Source organism: Pseudoalteromonas sp. L23 (assembly GCF_021728455.1).
Classification (GTDB): Bacteria; Pseudomonadota; Gammaproteobacteria; order Enterobacterales; family Alteromonadaceae; genus Pseudoalteromonas.
In genome coordinates, this window is record NZ_JAKKCW010000015.1 from 14,365 (window position 1) to 34,954 (window position 20,590).

At 45.0% G+C, this 20,590-nt stretch carries 16 protein-coding genes; 8 read left to right on the plus strand and 8 right to left on the minus strand.

What is annotated here, in order from left to right; translation table 11 throughout:
* The first annotated feature begins 18 nt into the window (after window positions 1–18).
* The 7 genes from ygjK to L3V43_RS19595 all read left to right on the plus strand — a co-directional run bounded on the left by ygjK (window position 19) and on the right by L3V43_RS19595 (window position 9,170).
* Window positions 19–2,376 carry an alpha-glucosidase gene (gene ygjK / locus L3V43_RS19565; RefSeq protein WP_237117235.1) on the plus strand — a complete coding sequence of 786 codons (2,358 nt, stop codon included), beginning with the start codon at window positions 19–21 and terminating at the stop codon, window positions 2,374–2,376.
* Between the two features lie 78 nt (window positions 2,377–2,454).
* Window positions 2,455–3,657 (plus strand): iron-containing alcohol dehydrogenase, encoded by a 1,203-nt coding sequence (locus L3V43_RS19570; RefSeq protein WP_010604074.1) that lies wholly within the window; start codon window positions 2,455–2,457, stop codon window positions 3,655–3,657.
* 208 nt (window positions 3,658–3,865) lie between these two features.
* On the plus strand, window positions 3,866–4,336 hold the full coding sequence (locus L3V43_RS19575) for a sigma-70 family RNA polymerase sigma factor (RefSeq protein ID WP_010604075.1): 471 nt from the start codon (window positions 3,866–3,868) through the stop codon (window positions 4,334–4,336).
* 10 nt (window positions 4,337–4,346) lie between these two features.
* On the plus strand, window positions 4,347–5,312 hold the full coding sequence (locus tag L3V43_RS19580) for a FecR domain-containing protein (RefSeq protein WP_102056417.1): 966 nt from the start codon (window positions 4,347–4,349) through the stop codon (window positions 5,310–5,312).
* Between the two features lie 84 nt (window positions 5,313–5,396).
* Window positions 5,397–8,126: a TonB-dependent receptor gene (locus tag L3V43_RS19585; RefSeq protein ID WP_102056416.1), complete on the plus strand. Its 2,730-nt coding sequence runs from the start codon at window positions 5,397–5,399 to the stop codon at window positions 8,124–8,126.
* A gap of 67 nt (window positions 8,127–8,193) precedes the next feature.
* The gene (locus L3V43_RS19590; protein ID WP_102056415.1) at window positions 8,194–8,784 is read left to right on the plus strand and encodes a biliverdin-producing heme oxygenase; all 591 of its coding nucleotides are present in this window, start codon (window positions 8,194–8,196) and stop codon (window positions 8,782–8,784) included.
* The gene (locus L3V43_RS19595; RefSeq protein WP_010604079.1) at window positions 8,781–9,170 is read left to right on the plus strand and encodes a YbaN family protein; all 390 of its coding nucleotides are present in this window, start codon (window positions 8,781–8,783) and stop codon (window positions 9,168–9,170) included. The genes L3V43_RS19590 and L3V43_RS19595 overlap by 4 nt, the downstream gene beginning before the upstream one ends.
* 15 nt (window positions 9,171–9,185) lie before the next feature.
* On the opposite strand, the gene L3V43_RS19600 is transcribed toward L3V43_RS19595, so the two are convergent.
* Window positions 9,186–11,210: a methyl-accepting chemotaxis protein gene (locus tag L3V43_RS19600; RefSeq protein WP_010604080.1), complete on the minus strand. Its 2,025-nt coding sequence runs from the start codon at window positions 11,208–11,210 to the stop codon at window positions 9,186–9,188.
* Window positions 11,211–11,408: 198 nt separating this feature from the next.
* On the opposite strand from L3V43_RS19600, the gene L3V43_RS19605 reads away from it, so the two are divergent.
* Complete coding sequence (locus L3V43_RS19605; RefSeq protein WP_102056414.1) at window positions 11,409–11,861, plus strand: pyridoxamine 5'-phosphate oxidase family protein; 453 nt, start codon at window positions 11,409–11,411, stop codon at window positions 11,859–11,861.
* A gap of 8 nt (window positions 11,862–11,869) precedes the next feature.
* On the opposite strand, the gene L3V43_RS19610 is transcribed toward L3V43_RS19605, so the two are convergent.
* From L3V43_RS19610 to L3V43_RS19640, 7 genes are all read right to left on the minus strand, one after another.
* Entirely contained in the window at window positions 11,870–12,286 is a 417-nt protein-coding gene (locus L3V43_RS19610; RefSeq protein ID WP_010604082.1) for a GNAT family N-acetyltransferase, read from the minus strand.
* A gap of 66 nt (window positions 12,287–12,352) precedes the next feature.
* Window positions 12,353–13,327, minus strand: a complete 975-nt coding sequence (locus tag L3V43_RS19615) for a helix-turn-helix domain-containing protein (RefSeq protein ID WP_010604083.1) — start codon at window positions 13,325–13,327, stop codon at window positions 12,353–12,355.
* The gene (locus L3V43_RS19620) at window positions 13,311–14,684 is read right to left on the minus strand and encodes an MATE family efflux transporter (protein ID WP_010604084.1); all 1,374 of its coding nucleotides are present in this window, start codon (window positions 14,682–14,684) and stop codon (window positions 13,311–13,313) included. Before L3V43_RS19620 ends, L3V43_RS19615 begins: the two co-directional genes overlap by 17 nt.
* Before the next feature lie 111 nt (window positions 14,685–14,795).
* Window positions 14,796–16,064 (minus strand): ATP-binding protein, encoded by a 1,269-nt coding sequence (locus L3V43_RS19625; RefSeq protein WP_102056413.1) that lies wholly within the window; start codon window positions 16,062–16,064, stop codon window positions 14,796–14,798.
* Window positions 16,057–17,391, minus strand: coding sequence for a sigma-54 dependent transcriptional regulator (locus L3V43_RS19630; protein WP_102056412.1), 1,335 nt, complete (start codon window positions 17,389–17,391; stop codon window positions 16,057–16,059). The genes L3V43_RS19625 and L3V43_RS19630 overlap by 8 nt, the downstream gene beginning before the upstream one ends.
* Before the next feature lie 40 nt (window positions 17,392–17,431).
* The gene (locus L3V43_RS19635; RefSeq protein ID WP_102056411.1) at window positions 17,432–19,858 is read right to left on the minus strand and encodes an ABC transporter permease; all 2,427 of its coding nucleotides are present in this window, start codon (window positions 19,856–19,858) and stop codon (window positions 17,432–17,434) included.
* Window positions 19,858–20,580 (minus strand): ABC transporter ATP-binding protein, encoded by a 723-nt coding sequence (locus L3V43_RS19640; RefSeq protein ID WP_102056410.1) that lies wholly within the window; start codon window positions 20,578–20,580, stop codon window positions 19,858–19,860. The genes L3V43_RS19635 and L3V43_RS19640 overlap by 1 nt, the downstream gene beginning before the upstream one ends.
* Between the last annotated feature and the right edge of the window lie 10 nt (window positions 20,581–20,590).

Sequence of the window (20,590 nt, forward strand, 5' to 3'; positions counted from 1 at the left end):
CTTTATTCAAAAAAACAAATGAAAGTACTCACAGGAATGGTATTACTCGTGCTCTTTGTAGCATGCGAAACACACGCAAGCCCAAAGATCATCAACGCAGTTTCACGCTTTGGCCACCCTCAGGTGATGAAGCCCGCAGACAAGTTTGGCCATAGTCCCTATTCACCACTGTTTGACAACGGCGCATGGCATGGTCACTTACTTCCTGATAGCGCGGCGGAATTTGGTGGTTTTACGGGTAACGCGATTATCACCGAAGAGTATTTAACCTATTTATTTGAACGTATTGAGCGTCTACAGGTTTTTCACGGTGATATCAAATTGCAATTTGATGCAGCGCAGTACAGCCTACCAGGAGAGCTGGTACAAACGCTCAGACATGAGCTCGCGACGGTGACGATCCGCTTACGCTTTGTTAGCGAGCGCACTTCTCTTATTCAAACCACTATTCATACTAAGCAACGACTTACTTTAAAATTGGACGGCAAATTACTCCACCAACTTAATCAACAACAAGCACTGGACCAACAATACCCTAAGCTCGCTCCAACCATGGTTGCCAGCGAAAGTGGGATCAGTACCACTTTTGGTCGTGTTCGCGATCCGTGGGCGCTTCTGACCTCTGGTAGCAACGAGTACTCAATCACCCGCACAATCCCTTTCAAAAATGTGGTGGAAAATGACCGTTATTATAGCGAGACACAAATCTCTGGTGATCTGCAGTTTTATACCGCCATAAGTTATGTCCATAATCAACAGGAACGCATACAAACAGCAAAGGCCGTTGCCAAAATTCTCTCATCCCCTGTTACGTATTGGCAACGCTCTAAAGCTCGCTGGATGGGCTATTTAGCACGCTATCAAACCTTACCACGAGATAAACAAACATTGGCGATAAAAGCCGTTGAAACCCTCATTGGTAACTGGCGATCTCCTGCAGGGGCAATCGTGTTTGATACCGTATCGCCTTCGGTCACTGCTCGCTGGTTTTCCGGCAATTTAACTTGGCCTTGGGACAGTTGGAAACAAGCGTCAGCGCTGAGACTATTTGCACCAGATTTAGCCAAGGCCAACATTGATGCCGTATTTTCCTATCAAATAGCAGCTAACGATCCTGTGAGACCCCAAGATAAAGGCTTATTACCCGATTTAATTGGTTATAACCAGCCACCAGAACGCGGTGGCGATGGGGGTAATTGGAGCGAACGGAATTCAAAACCCTCGCTGGCCGCTTGGGCGGTGTTGAATACCTACCATGCCAGCAAAGACAAAGCTTGGCTTGCACAAATTTACCCTAAACTTGTCGCCTATCGTGATTGGTGGCTGCGCAACCGTGATCACAACCAAAATGGTATTCCAGAATTTGGTGCAACCATAGATAAACACCATAATAATCAAGCGGGAGAGTTGTTATTTTATCTACATGAAGGAAAGCAAAAGCATGCCCATTTTGGGCTAAAAGCCTATCGCGATGCGCAGGCACAGGGTAAACAGATAAGTATTCCCGCACAGACCGCAGCGTCATGGGAATCTGGAAGAGACGATGCTGCTAACTTTGGTTTTATCTCACCACAGCAGCTTGAGATCTATGTGAAACAAGGTGGCGATGCTAAAGACTGGCAAGTCGAATTTGCTAGCAATATGGACGCCCAAGGCCATCTGCTAGGCTACTCTTTGATGCAAGAGTCGGTTGATGGGGCCAGTTATTTTTATTCTGACACCAAAAACTTGAGTACCATCGCCAATATCTTGGCTAAGCCACAGGAAGCCAAAGCCTTTTCAGCACAAGCAAAGCAAATCGCCGATTATATTAACCGCTGCATGTTCGACGATAACAGCGGATACTACTACGATATTCGCATTGCCCCGTCACCGCTTGAAAATGGCTGTGCAGGGAAACCAATCATTGAACGTGGTCGCGGCCCCGAGGGTTGGGCTCCGCTCTTTAATCAGGTCGCAACAGCGTATCATGCTAAACGCGTCTCTGAAGTAATGCTCAGCCCCAGTGAATTCAACACCTATATTCCTCTAGGCTCTGCATCCCAGACCAACCCTGCATTTGGTGCAAACATCTATTGGCGTGGTCGTGTCTGGCTTGACCAATTGTATTTTGGCTTGATGGGACTAAGTTATTATGGTTATGAAACTGAAGCGAACACTTTGCTTGATCGATTTATGCAAAATGCGGATGGTCTGCTGCAAAACGCGCCTATTCGCGAAAACTACAATCCACTCACCGGCGAGCAGCAAGGTGCACCGAACTTTTCATGGAGCGCGGCCCATATTTTGCTGATGATAGAAGCATTTGAGATGGACAAGCCCAAAGCACCAATTAAAGAAGAAAAGCCAGTTTCACAGCAAATCACTACAAACTAGCCGAAAATTTGCTAGCAATTCAGTGATGATCCGTCTACATTTTTTAAATGATACAAAAACAAAATTAGACGGATCGCAATGAGTTGGTTTTACCGTATTTACCATTTTGCCCTAAAGTGCATTGTTATTTTTATCGGGATCCCGAATCCCAAATTACATCAGGGAAAAACGGGGCTGTTAGACGCCATTAAGGCGCTGGGGTTAAAAAATGGAGATAACGTCTTAGTCGTGACCGACCAAGTGCTGCTCAAGCTCAACTTGCATCAGGTTGTGGAAAACACACTACGTGAGTCAGAGTTAGTCACGCATTATTACGCAGATGTTTTACCCAACCCAACCATAACAAACGTTGAAGATGGTCTAAAGGTCTACCAACAGCATCAGTGTAAAGCAATTATCGCGCTTGGCGGTGGCTCGGTACTCGACACGGGCAAGCTGATCGGTGCTCGGGCTGTCAAGCCGAACAAACCGGTGACTAAACTCAAAGGGTTGTTTAAAGTCTTAAAACGCCTACCGCCGAATATCGCGATCCCAACAACCGCAGGAACCGGCTCGGAGACCACCGTTGCCGCCGTTGTTAACGATCCTAGCAATCACGCCAAGTATGCCGCGACTGATTTTTGTTTAGTGCCGCACCATGCCGTATTATTACCGGAATTAACCACAAGTATGCCTGCACATATCACCGCGACTACGGCAATTGATGCACTAACCCACGCCATTGAGGCACTACTGAGCATTAACTGTCTTAAGTTTAGCCGCGGCCGTGCTCTTGAGGCCTGTAGAGCCATCTTTGAATATTTACCCAAAGCACAACGAGACCCACAAAATCTAGAAGCAAGGGCGCAACTACTACTCGCTTCCCATTACGCAGGACAAGCTTTTACCAGAACTTCTGTCGGCTACGTACATGCAATTTCACACCAATTGAGCGCTCAATATGGTACGCCACACGGGCTTGCCAATGCGGTGTTACTCATGCCCGTGCTAACCTGGTATGGCGAGCGCATTAACCAGCAACTCGCGCTCATCGCCAGATACTGTGGATTAACCTCGTTAGACTATCCCGTCGAACGCCAAGCGGATGACCTGTTGGAGCACATCAAGCGCTTATTGCTTGATTTACAGATCCAAACCACGCTCGCCGAAGTACTTCCTGATGATGCCGCGCTACTCGCAGAGCTGGCGCTAAAAGAAGCACATCCAGATTATCCGGTGCCCCATTTTATGGATCCCTGCGCCTGCCAACGCATTATAAAAGGTATCGCTCCTACGCCTTAATAAGCACTTCGTTTAGTGTTTGGACTCAAAGAAATTTAAAATAAACCCAAACTTTTCAAAGCTTTATAAAAAACCATCAAGTGAAAGCACTAAAAACATAAAACCTATTAACGAACAGTTAAAAGCCGACAAACGCAAACAAAAACAATTCTCAATAACAATTTTTAATGCTAGTATGCGCGACTTTTGAAAAGCAAACTGGTGTATTTTGGAACGTTATTACTCAGAAGTATTAAGTTATATCGCTCGTTCAGTGGGGTGCAAAGATAAGGCTCAAAATATAGTCCAAGAGGCGTATACCCGAATACTAAGTTATAAAAGCAGCAATCCAAAGCAGGATAACACGCAAGAGCGCGCGCTGTTTTTTAAAGCCGCAAAAAACATTGTGATTGATCAGTATCGCAAAAATCAAACCGTTGCTGAGCCCGACGACTTCGAATTAGTCGCGCCAAGTTATTATGAGCCTGAGGCTAAGCTTGCAAGTCAACAACAACTGGCATTACTTAATCGAAGTATCGACTCCTTACCCCTAAAAACTAAGCAAGCATTTGTGCTCTATAAATTTAAAAACTTAAGCCAGCCACAAATAGCAGAGCAAATGGGGATATCTGTCAGCATGGTCGAAAAACACTTGGCAACTGCCATGCTCGCTTGCCGTAACGCATTACAAAAACAATAAGAGAATCGCAATGGACCGTCATAATGTATCAATACAGCAGCAAGTAAACCACTGGCTGGAACTCGAAAGGCAAGGGCTCAGTAAAACGCAGCAGCAAGCGCTCAATCGTTGGCTTGGTGAGAACCGTGCGCACCAAACAGCCTATCAAGAAAGTAAACAGATTGAGCGACTGTTATCGCAATTTTCAGATCAAGACATTGCACAATTAGAGAATCCAATTACACACTCGAAGCTTAAATCAAAGACAACTCAGCGGTACTTCGCCATTGCTGCATGCTTTGCACTTTTTGCGTTGAGTTTCTTTGGCTATCAAACGTGGTTCTTTCAAGTAAACAAAGACACCTTTCACGCCAGCTATCAGTCAGCACGAGGCGAATTACGCAATATCTCACTGCCCGACCAATCTCGACTGACCTTAGATGCCAAAACTTCCCTCGCTATTGATTTTGATGGCAATCGGCGTAGTAATAAACTACTCAGTGGACGCGTATTGTTTGACGTTGCCAGTGACAAAAGCCGTCCATTTGTTATCAGCGCCGGTAGCACAAAAATTACCGTATTAGGTACCCGCTTTTCTGTTGATAAAAAACCCAATAGCGTTCGCATTGTGGTGGATCATGGCCGTGTAAACGTGCAAAGCCAACATCAGCAAATAACGCTGACAAAAGGTCAAATGGCGGTCGTGGACAGTGACGGCATTGTCAAGGCTGAGTTTGATCCAAACCTCAATCTCGTTGATGCGTTTAAGCAAGGACGACTCGTGTTCGACAATACACCACTTAACGAAGCACTTGAGGAATTTAAACGACATCATGCGATAAGTTACACCTTAAGCGCTCAATCAACTGAGCAATTGGTTATTTCGGGTACTTTTGTAGCATCAGAGCTCGAAAGCTTTTTAAACTTACTTCCACATGTTCTCCCTGTAGAAGTTAAAGAGTATAACAATCATATAGTTATAGTTAATTCTCGATGATGAGATAAAAATATTCAAATTTTTATTGAGGAGTTCTCATTCTCATTCGTTTTCATCTTAGGTAATTTATTTGGACGCATAACAATGAGAACTCGCTCTGTTTTAAACACAAGACTCACTCCCTTAGCATTTGCACTCGGGCTTAGCCTGAGCCTGCCTGCAACCGCGCAGAGTCATGTTGCTTTATATCAATTTAATCTTACGCAGCAACCTATTAGCCATACCTTAACGCAGGTAGCTGAAGCTGCGAGTATGAATCTAATTGCCGATGCGAAACTATTAAATGGCCTGCAAGCCCCAGCACTTAAAGGAGAGGTAAGTTTAACCGAGGCACTAGAACGCACACTAAAAGGTAGCCAGCTAACAGCGAGCATTATCGACAACAACATCGTTATTAAAGCGGCGATTAACGGGTCAGCGCCTGTAAAAAGCAAAACCAATAATACTCAGGAAAAGGCAAAGCACAGCCAAACACCAAATCCGCAAGATAATATTGAAGTTATCACGGTCAAAGGCGATAAACTCAATCTTAATCGTGAACAGATTGCTCGAACCAAGGGTTTATCTAACTCGGATATTTTCTCAACGTTTTCTGGTATAGAGGCAAACAATATTCGAAACGAAGCTGGCGCACTTGATATTGGTATTCGCGGCATGCAAGGCGAAGGTCGAGTGCCGATTTTCATCGACGGTAGTTTGCAATCAACGCACACAAACCGCGGCTATATGGGCTCGTCTGACAGAACCTATATCGATTCAAACTTGATAAGCTCGGTTAATGTCGAAAAAGGCGCATCGGCCAAAGCATCACCTTTTGGCTCAGGTGCAATCGGCGGAACAGTCAATATCCGAACATTGGGCACGCAAGATATTCTCCAAGACGGTAAGCGTTTTGGCGCTTTAGTTAAGGTAAATACGCATAACAACAATAAAACACCTGAAGTACCAGAGAGCTTTGGCCTGCAAAGTTATTATGAAATCAGCAACCACAATGACACACTCGACTTTGCAGGCGGCGGGTTTACGCTAGCAACCGCTTATCAACAGGATAACTTACAAGCGGTACTCGCTTATAGTAAGAAAAAGGTTGGTAACTACTTTGCTGGTAAAAATAGCTTTGACGACTTTGTTGAAACCGTGGAGTACGTGCGTTGGGTGCCTTCAACTGATCATGAGGGGCAATATGACGAAGTAACAGTAGTCGACCAGATCCCACCTCCAGTTAACCAAAATGGCGAAGTCGTCAATACAAGCTTTGAAAGCGACTCATATCTTGCCAAACTAACTTATGCGTTTACGGACGAACAATCGTTAGAGGTGAATACACGTTACCATAAGCAAGAAGCGGGAGAAATGCTGGCCACCTACTGGTATAAACAAAGAGCCGGTGACACCAAGTTTTGGAAGGTGATAGATGAAAATGGCCAAGAACAATGGATGTCCGAAGAAATTCCAGAAGGCGTAGAAACCATGCCGCAGTGGGCTCCAGGCTCTGCTCTGGTAAACAGTGCCAGTGCGTTATACCGTTTTTTACCGAGTAATAACTCATTAGTCGACCTCAGTGTTAACGTTTGGCGTACCAGCGCAAGGTTACAGCAATATAATGCGCTTGGCAGTAACCTAGGAGCAAATGCGGGGCAATATTTTCACCGTTATAACAATAAGCGTCATGGGATAAGTGCGTTCAATACCTCTGCATTATCGTTGGCAAATACACCGATTACTTTGACGTACGGCCTATCCTGGCAGGTTGAAAAATTAAGCCCTCATAAAGACTGGAAAGATAATTTTAATCGAGACTGGTACCCTGCTGACTTCAATTTAAAAGCCACTTCACGACATGGCAAACAAACAAAACGTGCATTATTCGCCAATGCCAATATCGATCTTGCGCCTGTAGAGTTTGCACTGAACGTAAACCTTCATGACTCGGTCAACGAGGACTATCAAACAGGCGAAAAACTTACATTTGATGCCAAAGCGGATGTGACTGTACAAGCAAATTATCAACTGCTTGATAATACAGTTATTAAAGCCAAATATAGCAACGCATATCGAATGCCAAACCTGTACGAAACAACAGTTTCTAATGAGGTGTTTTCCTACTCTAGTGACTACCCGATCACCCCTGAAAAAACGAAATCGTATGATATTGGCTTTGAGAGTGACTTTAGCAACTTACTCAGCCACGGGGATAAGCTAATTATCTCGGCGGAGTACTTCTACACGAATATTGAAAGTATGTTGGCAACAGGCTTCTTGCCCAAACCCGACGCACCTTCATGGGATCAAAAGTTCACCTTTACCAACTATGATAAGTTTGAACTCCCCGGCACGGAATTTGGCCTTCATTACCAAAGCGACTTATTTTACAGCAGGTTATCTTACACAAAGTACACCGACGTCAAAATGTGCTCACGCTTAATGGCCGAGGCTGCAGGTGTCGATACTTGTAATACGACCGGCTTTGCGGGGAGTTTAACACCACTTCGTGTGCCTCCTGAAAAAAGCTATATCGCAACGCTTGGTATGACACTCTTTAACGACACAATTGATACGGGTTTTACTTACAAAAAACACGCTGAGAAACATCACCCGGGCGGCTTTTTGGCAGGGACTGGAGTAACTGCGCTTGAGTATATTCCAGCAGGCTATCAGCTCGACTTTTATCTTGATTATATCTTTAGCGACAGCATCAAAGGCAACCTAGCGATCACCAACTTGACCGATCAGTATAAAGTTTCAAGCGGCTCAATCGTCGCGATGCCAGAACCTGGCCAAACCATTTCGATTGGCTTAGAACTCAAACTTTAATCAACACTTAGGCGCTGTACTTTTGCTTAAAGACAGCGCTATATTTTTACATCACCTTGGAGCATCAATGACTACCGTTACCTCTGCACTTTCTCGAGCGCAAAACTTAAAACATGCAACTGCAGATACCCACGACAATGTAGACAAATCCATTATGGCGCAAGACCCATTCGCCAATACACAAAGCTATCTCGATTTCTTACGACTACAGTTTTATTTTTTAAAAGATGTGAGCGCTCTTTATGAACACCCAGAATTATTAGCGCTTATTCCTGATTTGGCCACGCGCCGCCGCTTAGGTTTGCTTGAGCAAGACTTTATCGACCTTGAAACCACCATCCCTACTCCCTACTTAATGCCAGAAGTAACCAATAATACCGACGTCGCCAGAGCGCTCGGCTGGCTATATGTGGTTGAGGGCTCAAAGGTCGGTGCAGCCATGCTGGGTAAACAAGTTGGGGCCAAGCTCAATTTTGATGCGCAGCACGGCGCTCGATATTTAGCAGGCCCAGGAGCCGGTCGCGGCAGCGCTTGGCGAGAGCTTGTGCAAATCATAGACGCAATTGAATTGAGCGAACAGCAAGAACAGGCGCTAATTGAAGGTGCTCGTCAGGCATTCACCCGTTTCCAAGCATTCCAGGCACACGTTTATTCATGATGTTTAAAGCCGCCTTAGCCAACTATAAAAAAATAGCCCTACTGCTATGCGGATATCTATTTGTAGCCCTCGGTGTTATTGGTATTGTTTTGCCCGTCATGCCAACCACTGTGTTTTTTATTCTGGCTTTGGCGTGCTTTTCAAAAGCCTCTCCTAGGCTTGCCTTGTGGCTGCTAAATCACCCAAGGTTTGGCGCTTCATTAACGCAATGGAAGCAATACAGGGTTATTCCGCTCAAGGCCAAAGTCATGGCAACAGTGGGCATGACAGCGAGCTATGCTTTACTTATTTTGCTCTCACCAGCAGCCTGGTTGGCCTGTGTAGTTGGCAGTATAAAGATCGCAGTAATGTCTTATATTTATTCCAGACCATCAAAGCGTGTGTAATACCAGTTTACATTCTTATAATTTAAAACGCTCAACCAGTGTTGCTAGACGATGCGAGAAGCTACTGAGCGACTCGCTGCCTTTAGCCAAGCTTTGCATCGCCTGAGCATTCTCATTTGCGGTACTTTGTGCATCTAGCATCACCTGCTCAATTTGCTGACAATCCGTCGCTTGGTGATCAGCGGCTTGGCTGACTTCTTCACTCAACTGCGTAACCTGTAAAATAGCGTTGGCAATTTCATCCATGGCACTGGCAAGCGCCTCACTTTGTTTAACACATGAGGCAACATCACGTTGGCCGGAGTTAATGGCCTCAGAGGCGCTATGTGTATCCTGTCTCAGAGCTGCGATCATTTGGTTAATTTCATTAGTCGACTCTTGCGTCCTTGACGCAAGCGTTCTAACCTCATCGGCGACCACCGCAAACCCTCTTCCCTGCTCACCAGCTCGAGCCGCCTCAATTGCTGCGTTTAACGCCAACAGATTGGTTTGCTCAGCAATAGAAACAATGGTATCCAAGATACTGCCGATATTCTCGCTATGTGTGGTCAATTTGGTCATACTCTCTACCGCTTCACTCATGCGCGTGCTGAGCGATAGAATATGTTCTTTATTGTCTTGTGTGTATTTACTGACCTCGGTTTTATGCTGGTTAGCGGTATGGATGCTCGCGAGGCTATCTGACGAGCGTTCGGAAACCGCCAAAGCACTAGCTGAAATACTTTGTGCTAAGCGATTGGCATTATCCATGCGGCGCATTTGCTCAGTCGCATTATTGGCTATTTGTTTACTTTCGCTTAATGATGATTCCGATAGTCCTTCTAACTCATGAACCTGATTATTGATTGACTCTAGCAAAGCACGGAGATTGTCTTTCACCTGATTAATATTATCAATTAACTGACCAAATTCATCATCACTGCGCTTACTCATTTGCTTCGAAAAGTCTCCAGCAGCAAGGTATTTGAGCATTTTATTCACCGCAGCCAACGGCCCAAGCATTGCCCGGCTAGTTGAAACCGAGATAAACGCACCTAAAGCAATAAAGACAATCACCAATAAAATGGCGGTATTTTGCGCTCGCTCGATAAGGGTTTCAGCATTATTTTGAGAACGATTAAACGCCGCATTAGCGCTTTGCTGCATTTTCTCAAGCTCGGTTAAAATGGCAAACGCATGCTGCTCTGATTGCTTATATAACATTGCAGCTTGCTGTTGCTGACGCAGTTTCTCTTGTACCGCGACATAAAGATGACCGGGCTCACCCAGCTTTTCCCTGAGCTTAGTCATGCCCTCACTAAACTGATTTAACAAATCATCTGCATCCATGCCATAGGCTTGGCGCTTCAAAAACGTTAGGTTATTTTCAATATTATCTAACAAAAACAACATATCTTGCTGGTGCTGATCTACTTGCTCTAGCGTTAAACCGCTGATCCGCTGACTGTTGTTTTCCAGTGTAAACAACATGTCATCAATACGAACGCCAGTCCCGACCATTTCTTCCAACTGCCGTGTTTTGTCTGTCTCGATTAACTCAAGATCCAGCATGGCATTGCTGGCCTGTTCTTTATCCTGTTTAAGTGCTTGATATTGTGATTGGATCCGTTGCTGCGCTTGTACAACATCAGCCTTAGCCTGCAACATTTGTTCTGCGGCACGACTGAGCTGCTCACCCAGCGCCAGAGTTTGCTTTAATGGTGTGACAAATTCAGGCATGGCTTGCGTCAATGACGTTAAGTGCCGCTGGCGCTCAACATACAGTTGCTGCTGTGTGGTAAATTGCTGTCGAGCCCGATTGATATCTTGCTCGCTTTCGAGGGTATAAGCTTGAGAAACCAACTTGCTGAGCTTAAGCTGTTCAAGTTGCAAGGCGTCAGCACTGCGCTGAATAGGCAAAGTAATTTGCCCCATATTTTGATTAGCGGACTTTATTTGCGCCAATGCTAAATAGGCAAGCACGCACGCAAGTAACAGCAGCACGCCTAATGCACTAAAGCCTAAAGTAATTTTTTGTTTTATTGTTAGTTTACTTAGCATAATGTCATTGCTCTATTTTGAGTAAACAAACTATGTTACAAATGGGATAAAAAACCAAGTAAATACTCTAAAAATTACCAACATACCTTTTAAAAATGTAGCTTCAAATTTGCGGTTTTGCTTACTTAGTTTTTGATTTTATTTTTAGTTTTAGCGATCATTGCGGTTAGGTCTTTTATTATTTAAGAGCATAACAAGATGAGAGAAACCGCAATCAACGAAGCAAAGGCCTTATGCCAAAACCATAAGAGCGCATTTTTATCTACCTTCTCTAACAACCAAAAGGGCTTTCCTTTTTCTTCTATCGCTCAATATGTTTTTCTTGAAGATAATCACTTTTACTTCTTTATTAGTGATATCGCCCAGCACACCAAGAATTTAGCCAAGCACCCGGCACTTTCGTTTATGGTGCTCGGTGATGGTGCGGTTGAAGACGTTGAAAATGCGCGAGTTACTATTCTTGGGCATGCACACAAACTACCAAGAGCGGATAGCGAAAGCCTGATTGCACAATTCGTAATAAAGCACGAAAAAGCTCAGCAATATGCCATGCTCTGTGACTTCCACCTATGGCGAATTGAAGTGGCTAGGGTTCGATATGTAGGCGGTTTTGGCCGTGCATTTTGGCTAGAAAAACAGGAATGGTACTAACGTAGGTGTTACACTGCAAAAGCGTGTTCAAACTCGCTTTCTCGTCTATGCGATTGCGGTTGATTGGTCATCTCAGCCAAGGTTTTGCGCCAAAAACCGCACGAACTTTCAAGCTTATCTTGCATACGCACTTTCCAACGACCTTTGTATACTGACCAAATGTGTGCCATAAACTCGGTGGCGTAACGCTTTCTGCGCTCGGCAGGAGTAATATAAAGCGCACAGACTTCAAACTCTCGGCGGTTTGAAATACCTATTACGGTAAAGCCAACCAGCTTACCATCTGCATAAAAAAGATAAGCGATATTGGTTGCGCTACACAGTTCAAACGAGCCCACTTGCTTTTGATAATGGCTCGCTTCTAGCAAATGTGTAAAAGTCTGCTCGCTGTATTTATCAACTCGAATTAACTCTAGTTCAACCACTTTTTTAATCTCCCGCTTGGTGTACGGTTGATCATGCTTAAAGTTTGTGGGCGAATTGTGAAGTTTTTAGATTGATTTAGTAAATTTTAGCGGCTTGACCTTTAACCAAATTTCCAGCGCAATCACCTTTTCACTTGGCGAGCCTCCATTTTCTTGTGAAATTACTTCAGGATAATGTTCAATTAAGGGCGCATCTTCTGGCTCGTATCCGCTTTGTGGCAGCCACTTTGCGAAAATATCTAATTGGAAACTCAACAAGTCTTTAATTGCTCCACGGTAATCAAAAATTGCGTATATTCCCGCGCTGAGCACATTGAGTTGATATGGCCGAGTCACCGCAGATTTTAACTCGTCGTTAATCACAATTGCGCCATCGTAACGCGCTTTATCTAGTGGCGTAAAAACGGGGTTATCATGACCAAAACCAAACTTTTGTACTTGGCTATAATCCAGTCCATGTGCACTAGCCCACGCTGCAAGCTGCTGCCAACAGGCGCTAATTCCTTGCAATTGGTAGCCTTGTGACGCGCGTAATGTACATAAGGGTAGCTGTGAAATGGAGTGTAGTTTAACCGGCTGGATAACACTGTGTCGCTCAGCTCTTAATGCGTGTATTCGGGTAAGTTGTGTCGTGTTAAGGGCCGGCTCAATGTTATTTTTTGTCACCAATTTACGTAGTTGTTCTGTTTTTCGCACACTTGAAGGAGTCACACCAAAGTGCTCTTTAAACGCTCGCGAAAAGTTTGCGCTACCAGAAAAACCAAACTGTAGCGCAATATCTGTCACATTGTACTCTTCGGCTAGCAACAACATATTGGCCGCGCGCTCCAACCTCACGCGATTAGTGTACTGGCTCAAAGATTCACCAATCACAGCTGCAAAAATGCGCTGGAAATGAAACTTAGAAAAATGGCTCAGGCTCGCCGCTTGCTGTAACGAAAGCGGCGACTCTGGATTACTATGCACCCACTCAATGACAGGTTGTAACCGCCCTAAATATATCTCTTCAGCGCTTAACTTTTGCTCAGTTGATTGATGCAAGCTGTATCTCTCCCGATTGGCTCTTAGCCTGTTGATAGTGCCGCCAACACAGTATAAATGTTAACCCTGCGGCTATAAAATCAGCCCCTACAAGTGCCATAAATACACCATTTAAGCCAAAGTAGTGCGGTGCAATAACGATTAATGGAACTAGAATAAACATCACCTTCAAGGCACTGTAAAAACAAGCGCGTTTGGCATCACCTTTTGCTTGATAAAATCCAGATGCTAAAATTACCACGCCAAATAGCGGCATCCCCCAAAGGGCTGAGCGAAAAACGCGCTCTCCTATTTCGAGAAATTCACTCGCTTCGGTAAACAGGCTCAGCCATAGCCTCGGCAATCCCATCAACCCTAGCGTCAATAGCAGTGCAAATCCTGTCATACCCAAAAAAGCAACTCGCGTACACGCTCTTACTCGCCCACTATGTCCTGCCGCTAAGTTATAGCCGACGATAGTTTGAAATGCGATCAACATTGCAATCGCGGGTAGAATTGCAAAATTAATGATACGTCCCAGCATGCCGTGGGCGACTACCCAATTTTCGTTTGCAAAAGACAACAGCTGCCAGTTAACCACCGCAGTTTGCACGCCAAGGCAAAATTGCGTGATCAAGATAGGCATCCCGATTGCGAGGATCGGTAGCCAAGCACGAGGTTTCCAACACACCTTAACCGCAAGCAAGTCAGTACGCTTTCTTTTTAGCTGAAGCGCAATAATCAATGCCCCCAATTGCGCTGCGATTGTCGCATATGCCGCACCTGCAACCCCCAAACCAAATTGCGCGATAAATAGATAATCAAGCAGTATATTGAGCACAGCCGAGACTAATAACAACAGCATCATCAACTGCGGTTTACCCTGACCACGGAACATATCAGCCACGATAGGTAATAAAACTCCGGTAATGGCACAAAGATATAACGGCTGTATGTAGCTAAGCGCATCCTTTACAAAAACCGCTTCCACTTGCAAAAGTGATAAGAGCTCAAGTGGATAAAGCCAACCAAGTACCAAGAATACCACGCTAACTATACCGCCAATTATCAGTCCATGACCGATAACCTCTGCGGCTTTACCTACTTGCTTTGCTCCGATTAATCTTGTCATTGTGGCCGCCATACCTGCAGATACCATAGCGGTTAGCGCTATCATTAACACCTGCAGCGGGTAAACCATAGCCACGGCACCAAATGCCATCTCTGACACGTAGCGACTAATAAACCAGCCGTCAACCAAGGCATATAAACCCACAACGAGTAAACCGATACAAATGGGAATACAGGTTCGAATAAACAGCACTAATATGGGCATCTCGGCGAGCTGCACGAGCCCTAATTGATTTTTATCTTTCATGTAAACTACTCCTCAGTTGCCATAATATGGCAAGGTAAAACTACTTAACCTGAGGTTACAAATTCCAAAGAAAGATAAATATTCAAATATTGCGAAGTTTTTCTAAATTTACTAGAAATGCAAAGTAACCACAGCTTGAGCCCCTTTATTGTCCGGTAAATTCGCTAAATGCAACTCCCCTTGCTGATTACGAATAAGCTCCCGGCTCAACACCAAGCCGATACCCGATCCCTTTGGTTTAGTAGAATAAAATGGTACAAAAAGGTTATCTGGATTGGCGATACCAGCGCCGTTATCTTCTAGGGTAAAGCGCCAATTTTTTGGTCTATCTATGGTTAGTGTTATGCCATCATTCCCCGCAGATTGATTTGCTTGCTCAGCATTATTGACAAGGTTGATCATAGCCTGCGTTAGCTGAGCTTCATCACAATAAACCAAGCCCTTATTAAGCGCCTTTATCTCAACACTGGGAAATAAAGCTTGCCAGCGCGATACCAGCAACTCCACCTCAATGTTTTGCATATCAACGGGTGGAAGCTGCGCTACTTGTGCGTAGTTTGCAACAAATTGCTGTAAATGAGCTGCACGACTTTCTATTACACCGAGCATAGTTTGCTGCATCTCAGGTGAAATGATATTGCCATCTTGTTGCAGGGATTGCGCCATTGAGTACACCGGAGTTAAGGCGTTTCGCACTTCATGATTGAGTACCGATAGTAGCTTTTGCCATACCTGCTTTTCATTATCTCGCAGCGCTTGCTCCACCGAGAAAAACACCAATAATTGATAGGCTCGCTGCCCCCGATATAGTTTATGAGCCGCAATGCTAAATCGAGAGATGTGCTGCGTATGCTGCCATTGTTCATCCACATACTGAAGCGCCAGAGCTTTAGCATGTGCACCATGTAACACCTGTTCTGGATACACTGTATTCATGGCATGATTGGCAAAATACACATGATGATGCGCATCAAGTACCACGATTGGCAGGGTGAGTTCGCTCATAAAATTAAATACAAAAGCTTCATTCTGACCATATTCTTGACGCTTTTGCTGTAATCGCTTGGCAGCTTCTTTGAGCTCAGCCTTGAGCAATTCAACCCGACCCTTGCGGTATTGCGCTAACTGCCATACACCAAACTCTTCATTGGTTACACCGTCCAACTGGACCGCCAAACTTTCAAGCACCTGCATTACTGATTGATAGCCGTAACTCAGTGCTAATACAGAGGGGATCATCACACCGAGCAACAAAGTGATTGCACTTAACAACGTAAGCTCAAAATAGCAGATCAACCCAAGCGCGAGCATAGCAAGTGTGATTATAGGTATCGCAAAGCCAACAAGTAACTTGTGCTCAAGTGATGCCAGCTTAGCCATCAAGCTCTGCCTTTGGGCTAATATCGTACTTTTCTAGGCGTCGATAAATTGCAGATTTACTCAAACCTAAAAATTCTCCAGCGGCCACTACATTGCCATCGAAATGGCGGATCGCTCTTGCAATCATGCGTTTTTCGGCTTCTTCCAGGCTCAAAAGTGGGAGCTCTTGCTCTAGTACACCTTCCTCAAGCTCGATATCATCCGCGGTTACCTCAGGCTGAAGTCCTAAGATCACGGCCCGTTCAATGACATGAGATAGCTCACGAATATTCCCAGGCCAACTGTAACTCAATAATTTGTCTAGCGCCGCAGCAGTTAGCGAGCGCTCCCGTCCAGTATCATTACCATGGCGTAGGGTGTGCTTTGTTAAAAAATGGGCTGCTAAGCTTGGAAGCTCTGCTAATCTCGCTCTGAGTGGTGGCACCCTTAGCACCACCGTATTTAAGCGATAGAGTAAGTCCTGACGAAACTGCCCGGTGTTAATCGCTTCTGACAAATCCGTATTAGTGGCAGAAACAATCCGCGCGTTACTGCGGCGCGTTTCAGAATCTCCCACGACTTCATATTCACCCGTTTCGAGCACGCGTAATAGCTTGCCCTGAAGTGACAACGGCAAACTGCCGATTTCATCTAAAAACAAAGTGCCATTTTCAGCCATTTCAAACCGTCCAGTGCGGTTTGCTTTTGCATCGGTAAATGCGCCTTTGCAATGGCCAAATAACTCACTTTCAAATAATTCCGTTGGAATAGCGGCCATATTCACGCTCACAAAAGCGTGCTCAGAGCGACCGCTATTATCATGAATATATTTAGCCAACTGACTTTTTCCGCAGCCATTTTCTCCCAAAATAAGTACGTTAGCATTGGTTTTTGCAACGCGCTGAGCTTGCTGAAACAACTGAGTGGTTGCGTTATTGTCTGTGTGTGGTTCATGTGATGACGATAGCGCTTTATCACTTTTGGTGTAACGTCTAACGGTGTTCAGCAGTCGCTGGTTGTGCCAAGGTTTTTCAATGAGGTCACATGCGCCCAACTGCATTGCTTGGACCGCAAGTTCAACTTTGGCCCACGCAGTAATAACAACCACAGGCACACTCATTTGCGCTTGTCTCAGCCAACTAAGAAATTGCAGCCCTTCTTTTCCTGAGGTTGTATCTCTATTGAAGTTCATATCAAGCAAAATAAGCGCAACGGGCTGCTGCGATAAAATAGCTTTAGCTTCATCAGGGTGTGCGGCTTCAAGGCTCATAAAACCATGACTTTGTAGCACTATGGTGGCTGACATTCGCACGTCAGGGTTGTCGTCGATGATTAAAACTGGCGTCATCACTTCCTACTTATATTCTGTTTGGGCTTACGCCCAAACTTTAATGTTTTAATGCTCGCATTGGTGTCGAGTTTATTAACTGTCTCATTGGGTAAATCGCCGTGGCTAACGCAAAAGCCAACATGGTAACAATCACTACAAACAACCAGCTGGATTTTGCCAACAACCAATCTGACGAAACACTTATATAAAATCCCGCAACAACCATAATGGCAGCCAACATCGCCACTAGCATCGGCGCGATGGTATCTGACAATAACAACCGATATAAGCGGTGTCGTTTGGCACCAAGTGCCATTCGCATCCCAAACTCGTAGCGTCTTTGTTGAAAGCTATAGTTAAGCACACCGTAAATGCCCACCCCAGATAACAACAAACAAAAACCACAAAGCGCAAAGCTTAGCAGTAAAGTCAGGCGCTCCAAATAGGTAATGCTCTGATATGTCTTTGTTAAGTTTAAAAAACGCCATATTCCCGCCTGACCATTCACGGCGCTGATGGCATTTTGGATCTGAGCGCGAGTAAGTGATGCTCCCGGTTCCATTTCTATCATAAATGGATAACCCAAAGGCAGCGCGGGTAGCCAAACGGTTTTACCTTGAAGTTCATGATGACGTTTAGGGTAATTGAAGTTTTTTGAAATACCTACGATTTCAGCAGGTACATCTGGGTTAAAAATAAAATACGTTTCACCAATCACATCCCCATCTGGTTTTAACGCCTGTGCCGCAGCCCAAGAAACAATAGCCTCTTCCTTTTCGCCTCGAATTGCAGCTTCGCTAAAAGTGCGCCCGGCAACGAGCTCAAGCCCAGTTAATGCAAAATAATCCGGCCCAACGTTACCTCTAACCATGCTCGGTGTCCATTCACCCGCCATATCTTGCATAGCAACCACAGGGACATCGCTTTGTAATGGACTTTCTCCATGGGCTACGCCTAACACGCCCGGAATGTTAGTCAGCGCGAGTTTGAATCTTTCAATATTGGCGTAACGCGCGGGAAATGGAGTGGGATCTGCGGGAATATGTAGCATCACGCTATACATATTGTCCAACTTTGTTCCGAGCGGTCTAAGCAAGGTATCGGCGCTTTTACACAACACTAAGGTCGCCCCAAGCACCAACACAGTGGTAAAAAACAGCTGTACCGCAACCAGTGTTTTTGTCGTCGCTATGCGTACCGCTTTTACGCTGCCTTTACCTGACGACTGCATGCTTTGCTTAAGCTGGCTAAAATCAATCATGCGTGAGGTGACAAACGCAAACAATAAAGCCAATAACAGTACGGTTAGGATAGCACTGAGCAGTACAGTGGTATCTAAGGTTAAGGTATCAATCAGCGGCAAATAACCACTGGTGAGCGATTTAACTAACCTCAGCTCCCACGCGGCGATAAATAACCCCACCAGCACAGCGCCTGACACCAATAACAGCGCTTCTAGCAAAATTCCACGAAACAACAGCTTACGCTTCGCACCGAGCATAGCTTGTAAGGTCAGTTGCTGCTGGATGGTGTGAGCTCGAGAGATAAACAAATTACTCACATTAAAAATTGCGATGAGTACCAAGCATGACACACTCAACAACACGATAATGGCAAGCTTGTCATGTCCCGCCAGTTCTACGTCACGGTACGAACGTACTATAGGTTCAATATCAAGTAACGCTTCGTCAGCCGATTTCCATTCGCTTTGGTGCAGTTGAGCATTTTGATATAGCTGCTCTGCGAGGATATCCTGACCACTATTGACTGGTAATATCGCCATTAACTTCAAGTTGTTTAGTCTGCTACTCCACGGATGATACTCGCCGCGCTGATCACCAAAAAATCGCTCATCTTCAGAAAAACTAAGCCACAGCGCCCCATTTCCTTCACTTAAAAAGTAAGGGTCAATATGCGTACGCGCAGCAACACCGACGATGGTGTACAGTCTGCCAACAATCCGCAAACTCTCCCCAAGCACATTGTCATCACCATTGAAGTATTGTTGCCAAAGTTTATAGGAAATAATGACCTCTGGATTTTTCTGGCTAATACTTTTCGTCGGCGTTAGGTATCGCCCCAGTGCTAGCGGCATTTTCACCATACTAAAATAATCCGAACTTGCAAAAGTCAGCGTAAGCTTTGGCTTGCCAGCTAGATTTTCAACCACATCGGAAAAGCTACTGATCAAAGCTCGTTTTTCAAATATGGAGGGGATCTGATACCAGTTCAGCATATTTTGAAAGCTTTGCAACCCTTCAGACGCCCTGTCTTGGTATACGTTTTTTTGTTCTACCACCACAAATCGCGATTCATTTTCAATCTCAAGCGGCTTAATAAAAAAGCCACTAAACAGACTCAATGCGACAAAAAAGCAGCTTAACGCGAGTGCCAACGTTAGTACTAGCGTGATACAAAAATTCGGTACTTGAAGCAAACTTTTGATTGCCAGCCCTAGTTGACGCCGAAGTTGCAAAAACCCCATTACACCACCTCCGCAGTACAAATATCGCGTTTTGCAACGCTTGATGAAACCTGTACACCATCTAAAAGCTGAATTTGCCGCTTGGCATAACCTGCATAGCGAATATCGTGCGTCACCATGCAAATGGTTGTGCCTTGCCTATTCAACTCTCCCAGCAAGGCCATTACCGCATCCCCATTTTTAGAATCGAGGTTTCCAGTTGGTTCATCAACTAATAAGATACTTGGCTCGCCTGCAAGCGCACGCGCAATAGCCACTCGCTGCTGCTGTCCACCAGATAGTTGGTTTGGTTTATGTTTTGCTCGGTGAGACATTTCAACTTGCTTAAGCGCGCCCATCACACGGCGCTCAATTTCGTCAGTCGCAAGCGCAGGCTCTCGATACTGAAGCGGTAAAGCCACATTATCAAATACCGTTAACCCATCCAGTAGATTAAATGACTGAAAGACAAAACCGATATGCAAATTACGCAGCTCTGCTTGCGTGTCTGCGTCTAGCGTACTGGTTTCTATATCTTGGATGCGATAGCTGCCCGACGTGATGTCATCTAATAGTCCAAGAATGCTCAATAGAGTGGATTTTCCCGATCCTGACGGGCCAGTTATCGCAACATAATCGCCCATTTCAATTTCAAGGTTAATGTTGCTAATGGCGTGAGTTTCAACATCCTCGCCAAAGAACACTTTGCTCACTTGATGTAATGCCAAAATTGTCTTGTCCATTTGTTCTTCC

Excerpts from the sequence above, each read along its gene's own strand:
- L3V43_RS19620 (WP_010604084.1), bottom strand. The coding sequence starts at position 14,684 with ATGAAAGATAAAAATCAATTAGGGCTCGTGCAGCTCGCCGAGATGCCC.
- L3V43_RS19570 (WP_010604074.1), top strand. The coding sequence starts at position 2,455 with ATGAGTTGGTTTTACCGTATTTACCATTTTGCCCTAAAGTGCATTGTT.
- L3V43_RS19600 (WP_010604080.1), bottom strand. The coding sequence starts at position 11,210 with ATGCTAAGTAAACTAACAATAAAACAAAAAATTACTTTAGGCTTTAGT.
- ygjK (WP_237117235.1), top strand. The coding sequence starts at position 19 with ATGAAAGTACTCACAGGAATGGTATTACTCGTGCTCTTTGTAGCATGC.
- L3V43_RS19590 (WP_102056415.1), top strand. The coding sequence starts at position 8,194 with ATGACTACCGTTACCTCTGCACTTTCTCGAGCGCAAAACTTAAAACAT.
- L3V43_RS19625 (WP_102056413.1), bottom strand. The coding sequence starts at position 16,064 with ATGGCTAAGCTGGCATCACTTGAGCACAAGTTACTTGTTGGCTTTGCG.
- L3V43_RS19580 (WP_102056417.1), top strand. The coding sequence starts at position 4,347 with ATGGACCGTCATAATGTATCAATACAGCAGCAAGTAAACCACTGGCTG.
- L3V43_RS19605 (WP_102056414.1), top strand. The coding sequence starts at position 11,409 with ATGAGAGAAACCGCAATCAACGAAGCAAAGGCCTTATGCCAAAACCAT.
- L3V43_RS19585 (WP_102056416.1), top strand. The coding sequence starts at position 5,397 with ATGAGAACTCGCTCTGTTTTAAACACAAGACTCACTCCCTTAGCATTT.
- L3V43_RS19635 (WP_102056411.1), bottom strand. The coding sequence starts at position 19,858 with ATGGGGTTTTTGCAACTTCGGCGTCAACTAGGGCTGGCAATCAAAAGT.
- L3V43_RS19640 (WP_102056410.1), bottom strand. The coding sequence starts at position 20,580 with ATGGACAAGACAATTTTGGCATTACATCAAGTGAGCAAAGTGTTCTTT.
- L3V43_RS19630 (WP_102056412.1), bottom strand. The coding sequence starts at position 17,391 with ATGACGCCAGTTTTAATCATCGACGACAACCCTGACGTGCGAATGTCA.
- L3V43_RS19595 (WP_010604079.1), top strand. The coding sequence starts at position 8,781 with ATGATGTTTAAAGCCGCCTTAGCCAACTATAAAAAAATAGCCCTACTG.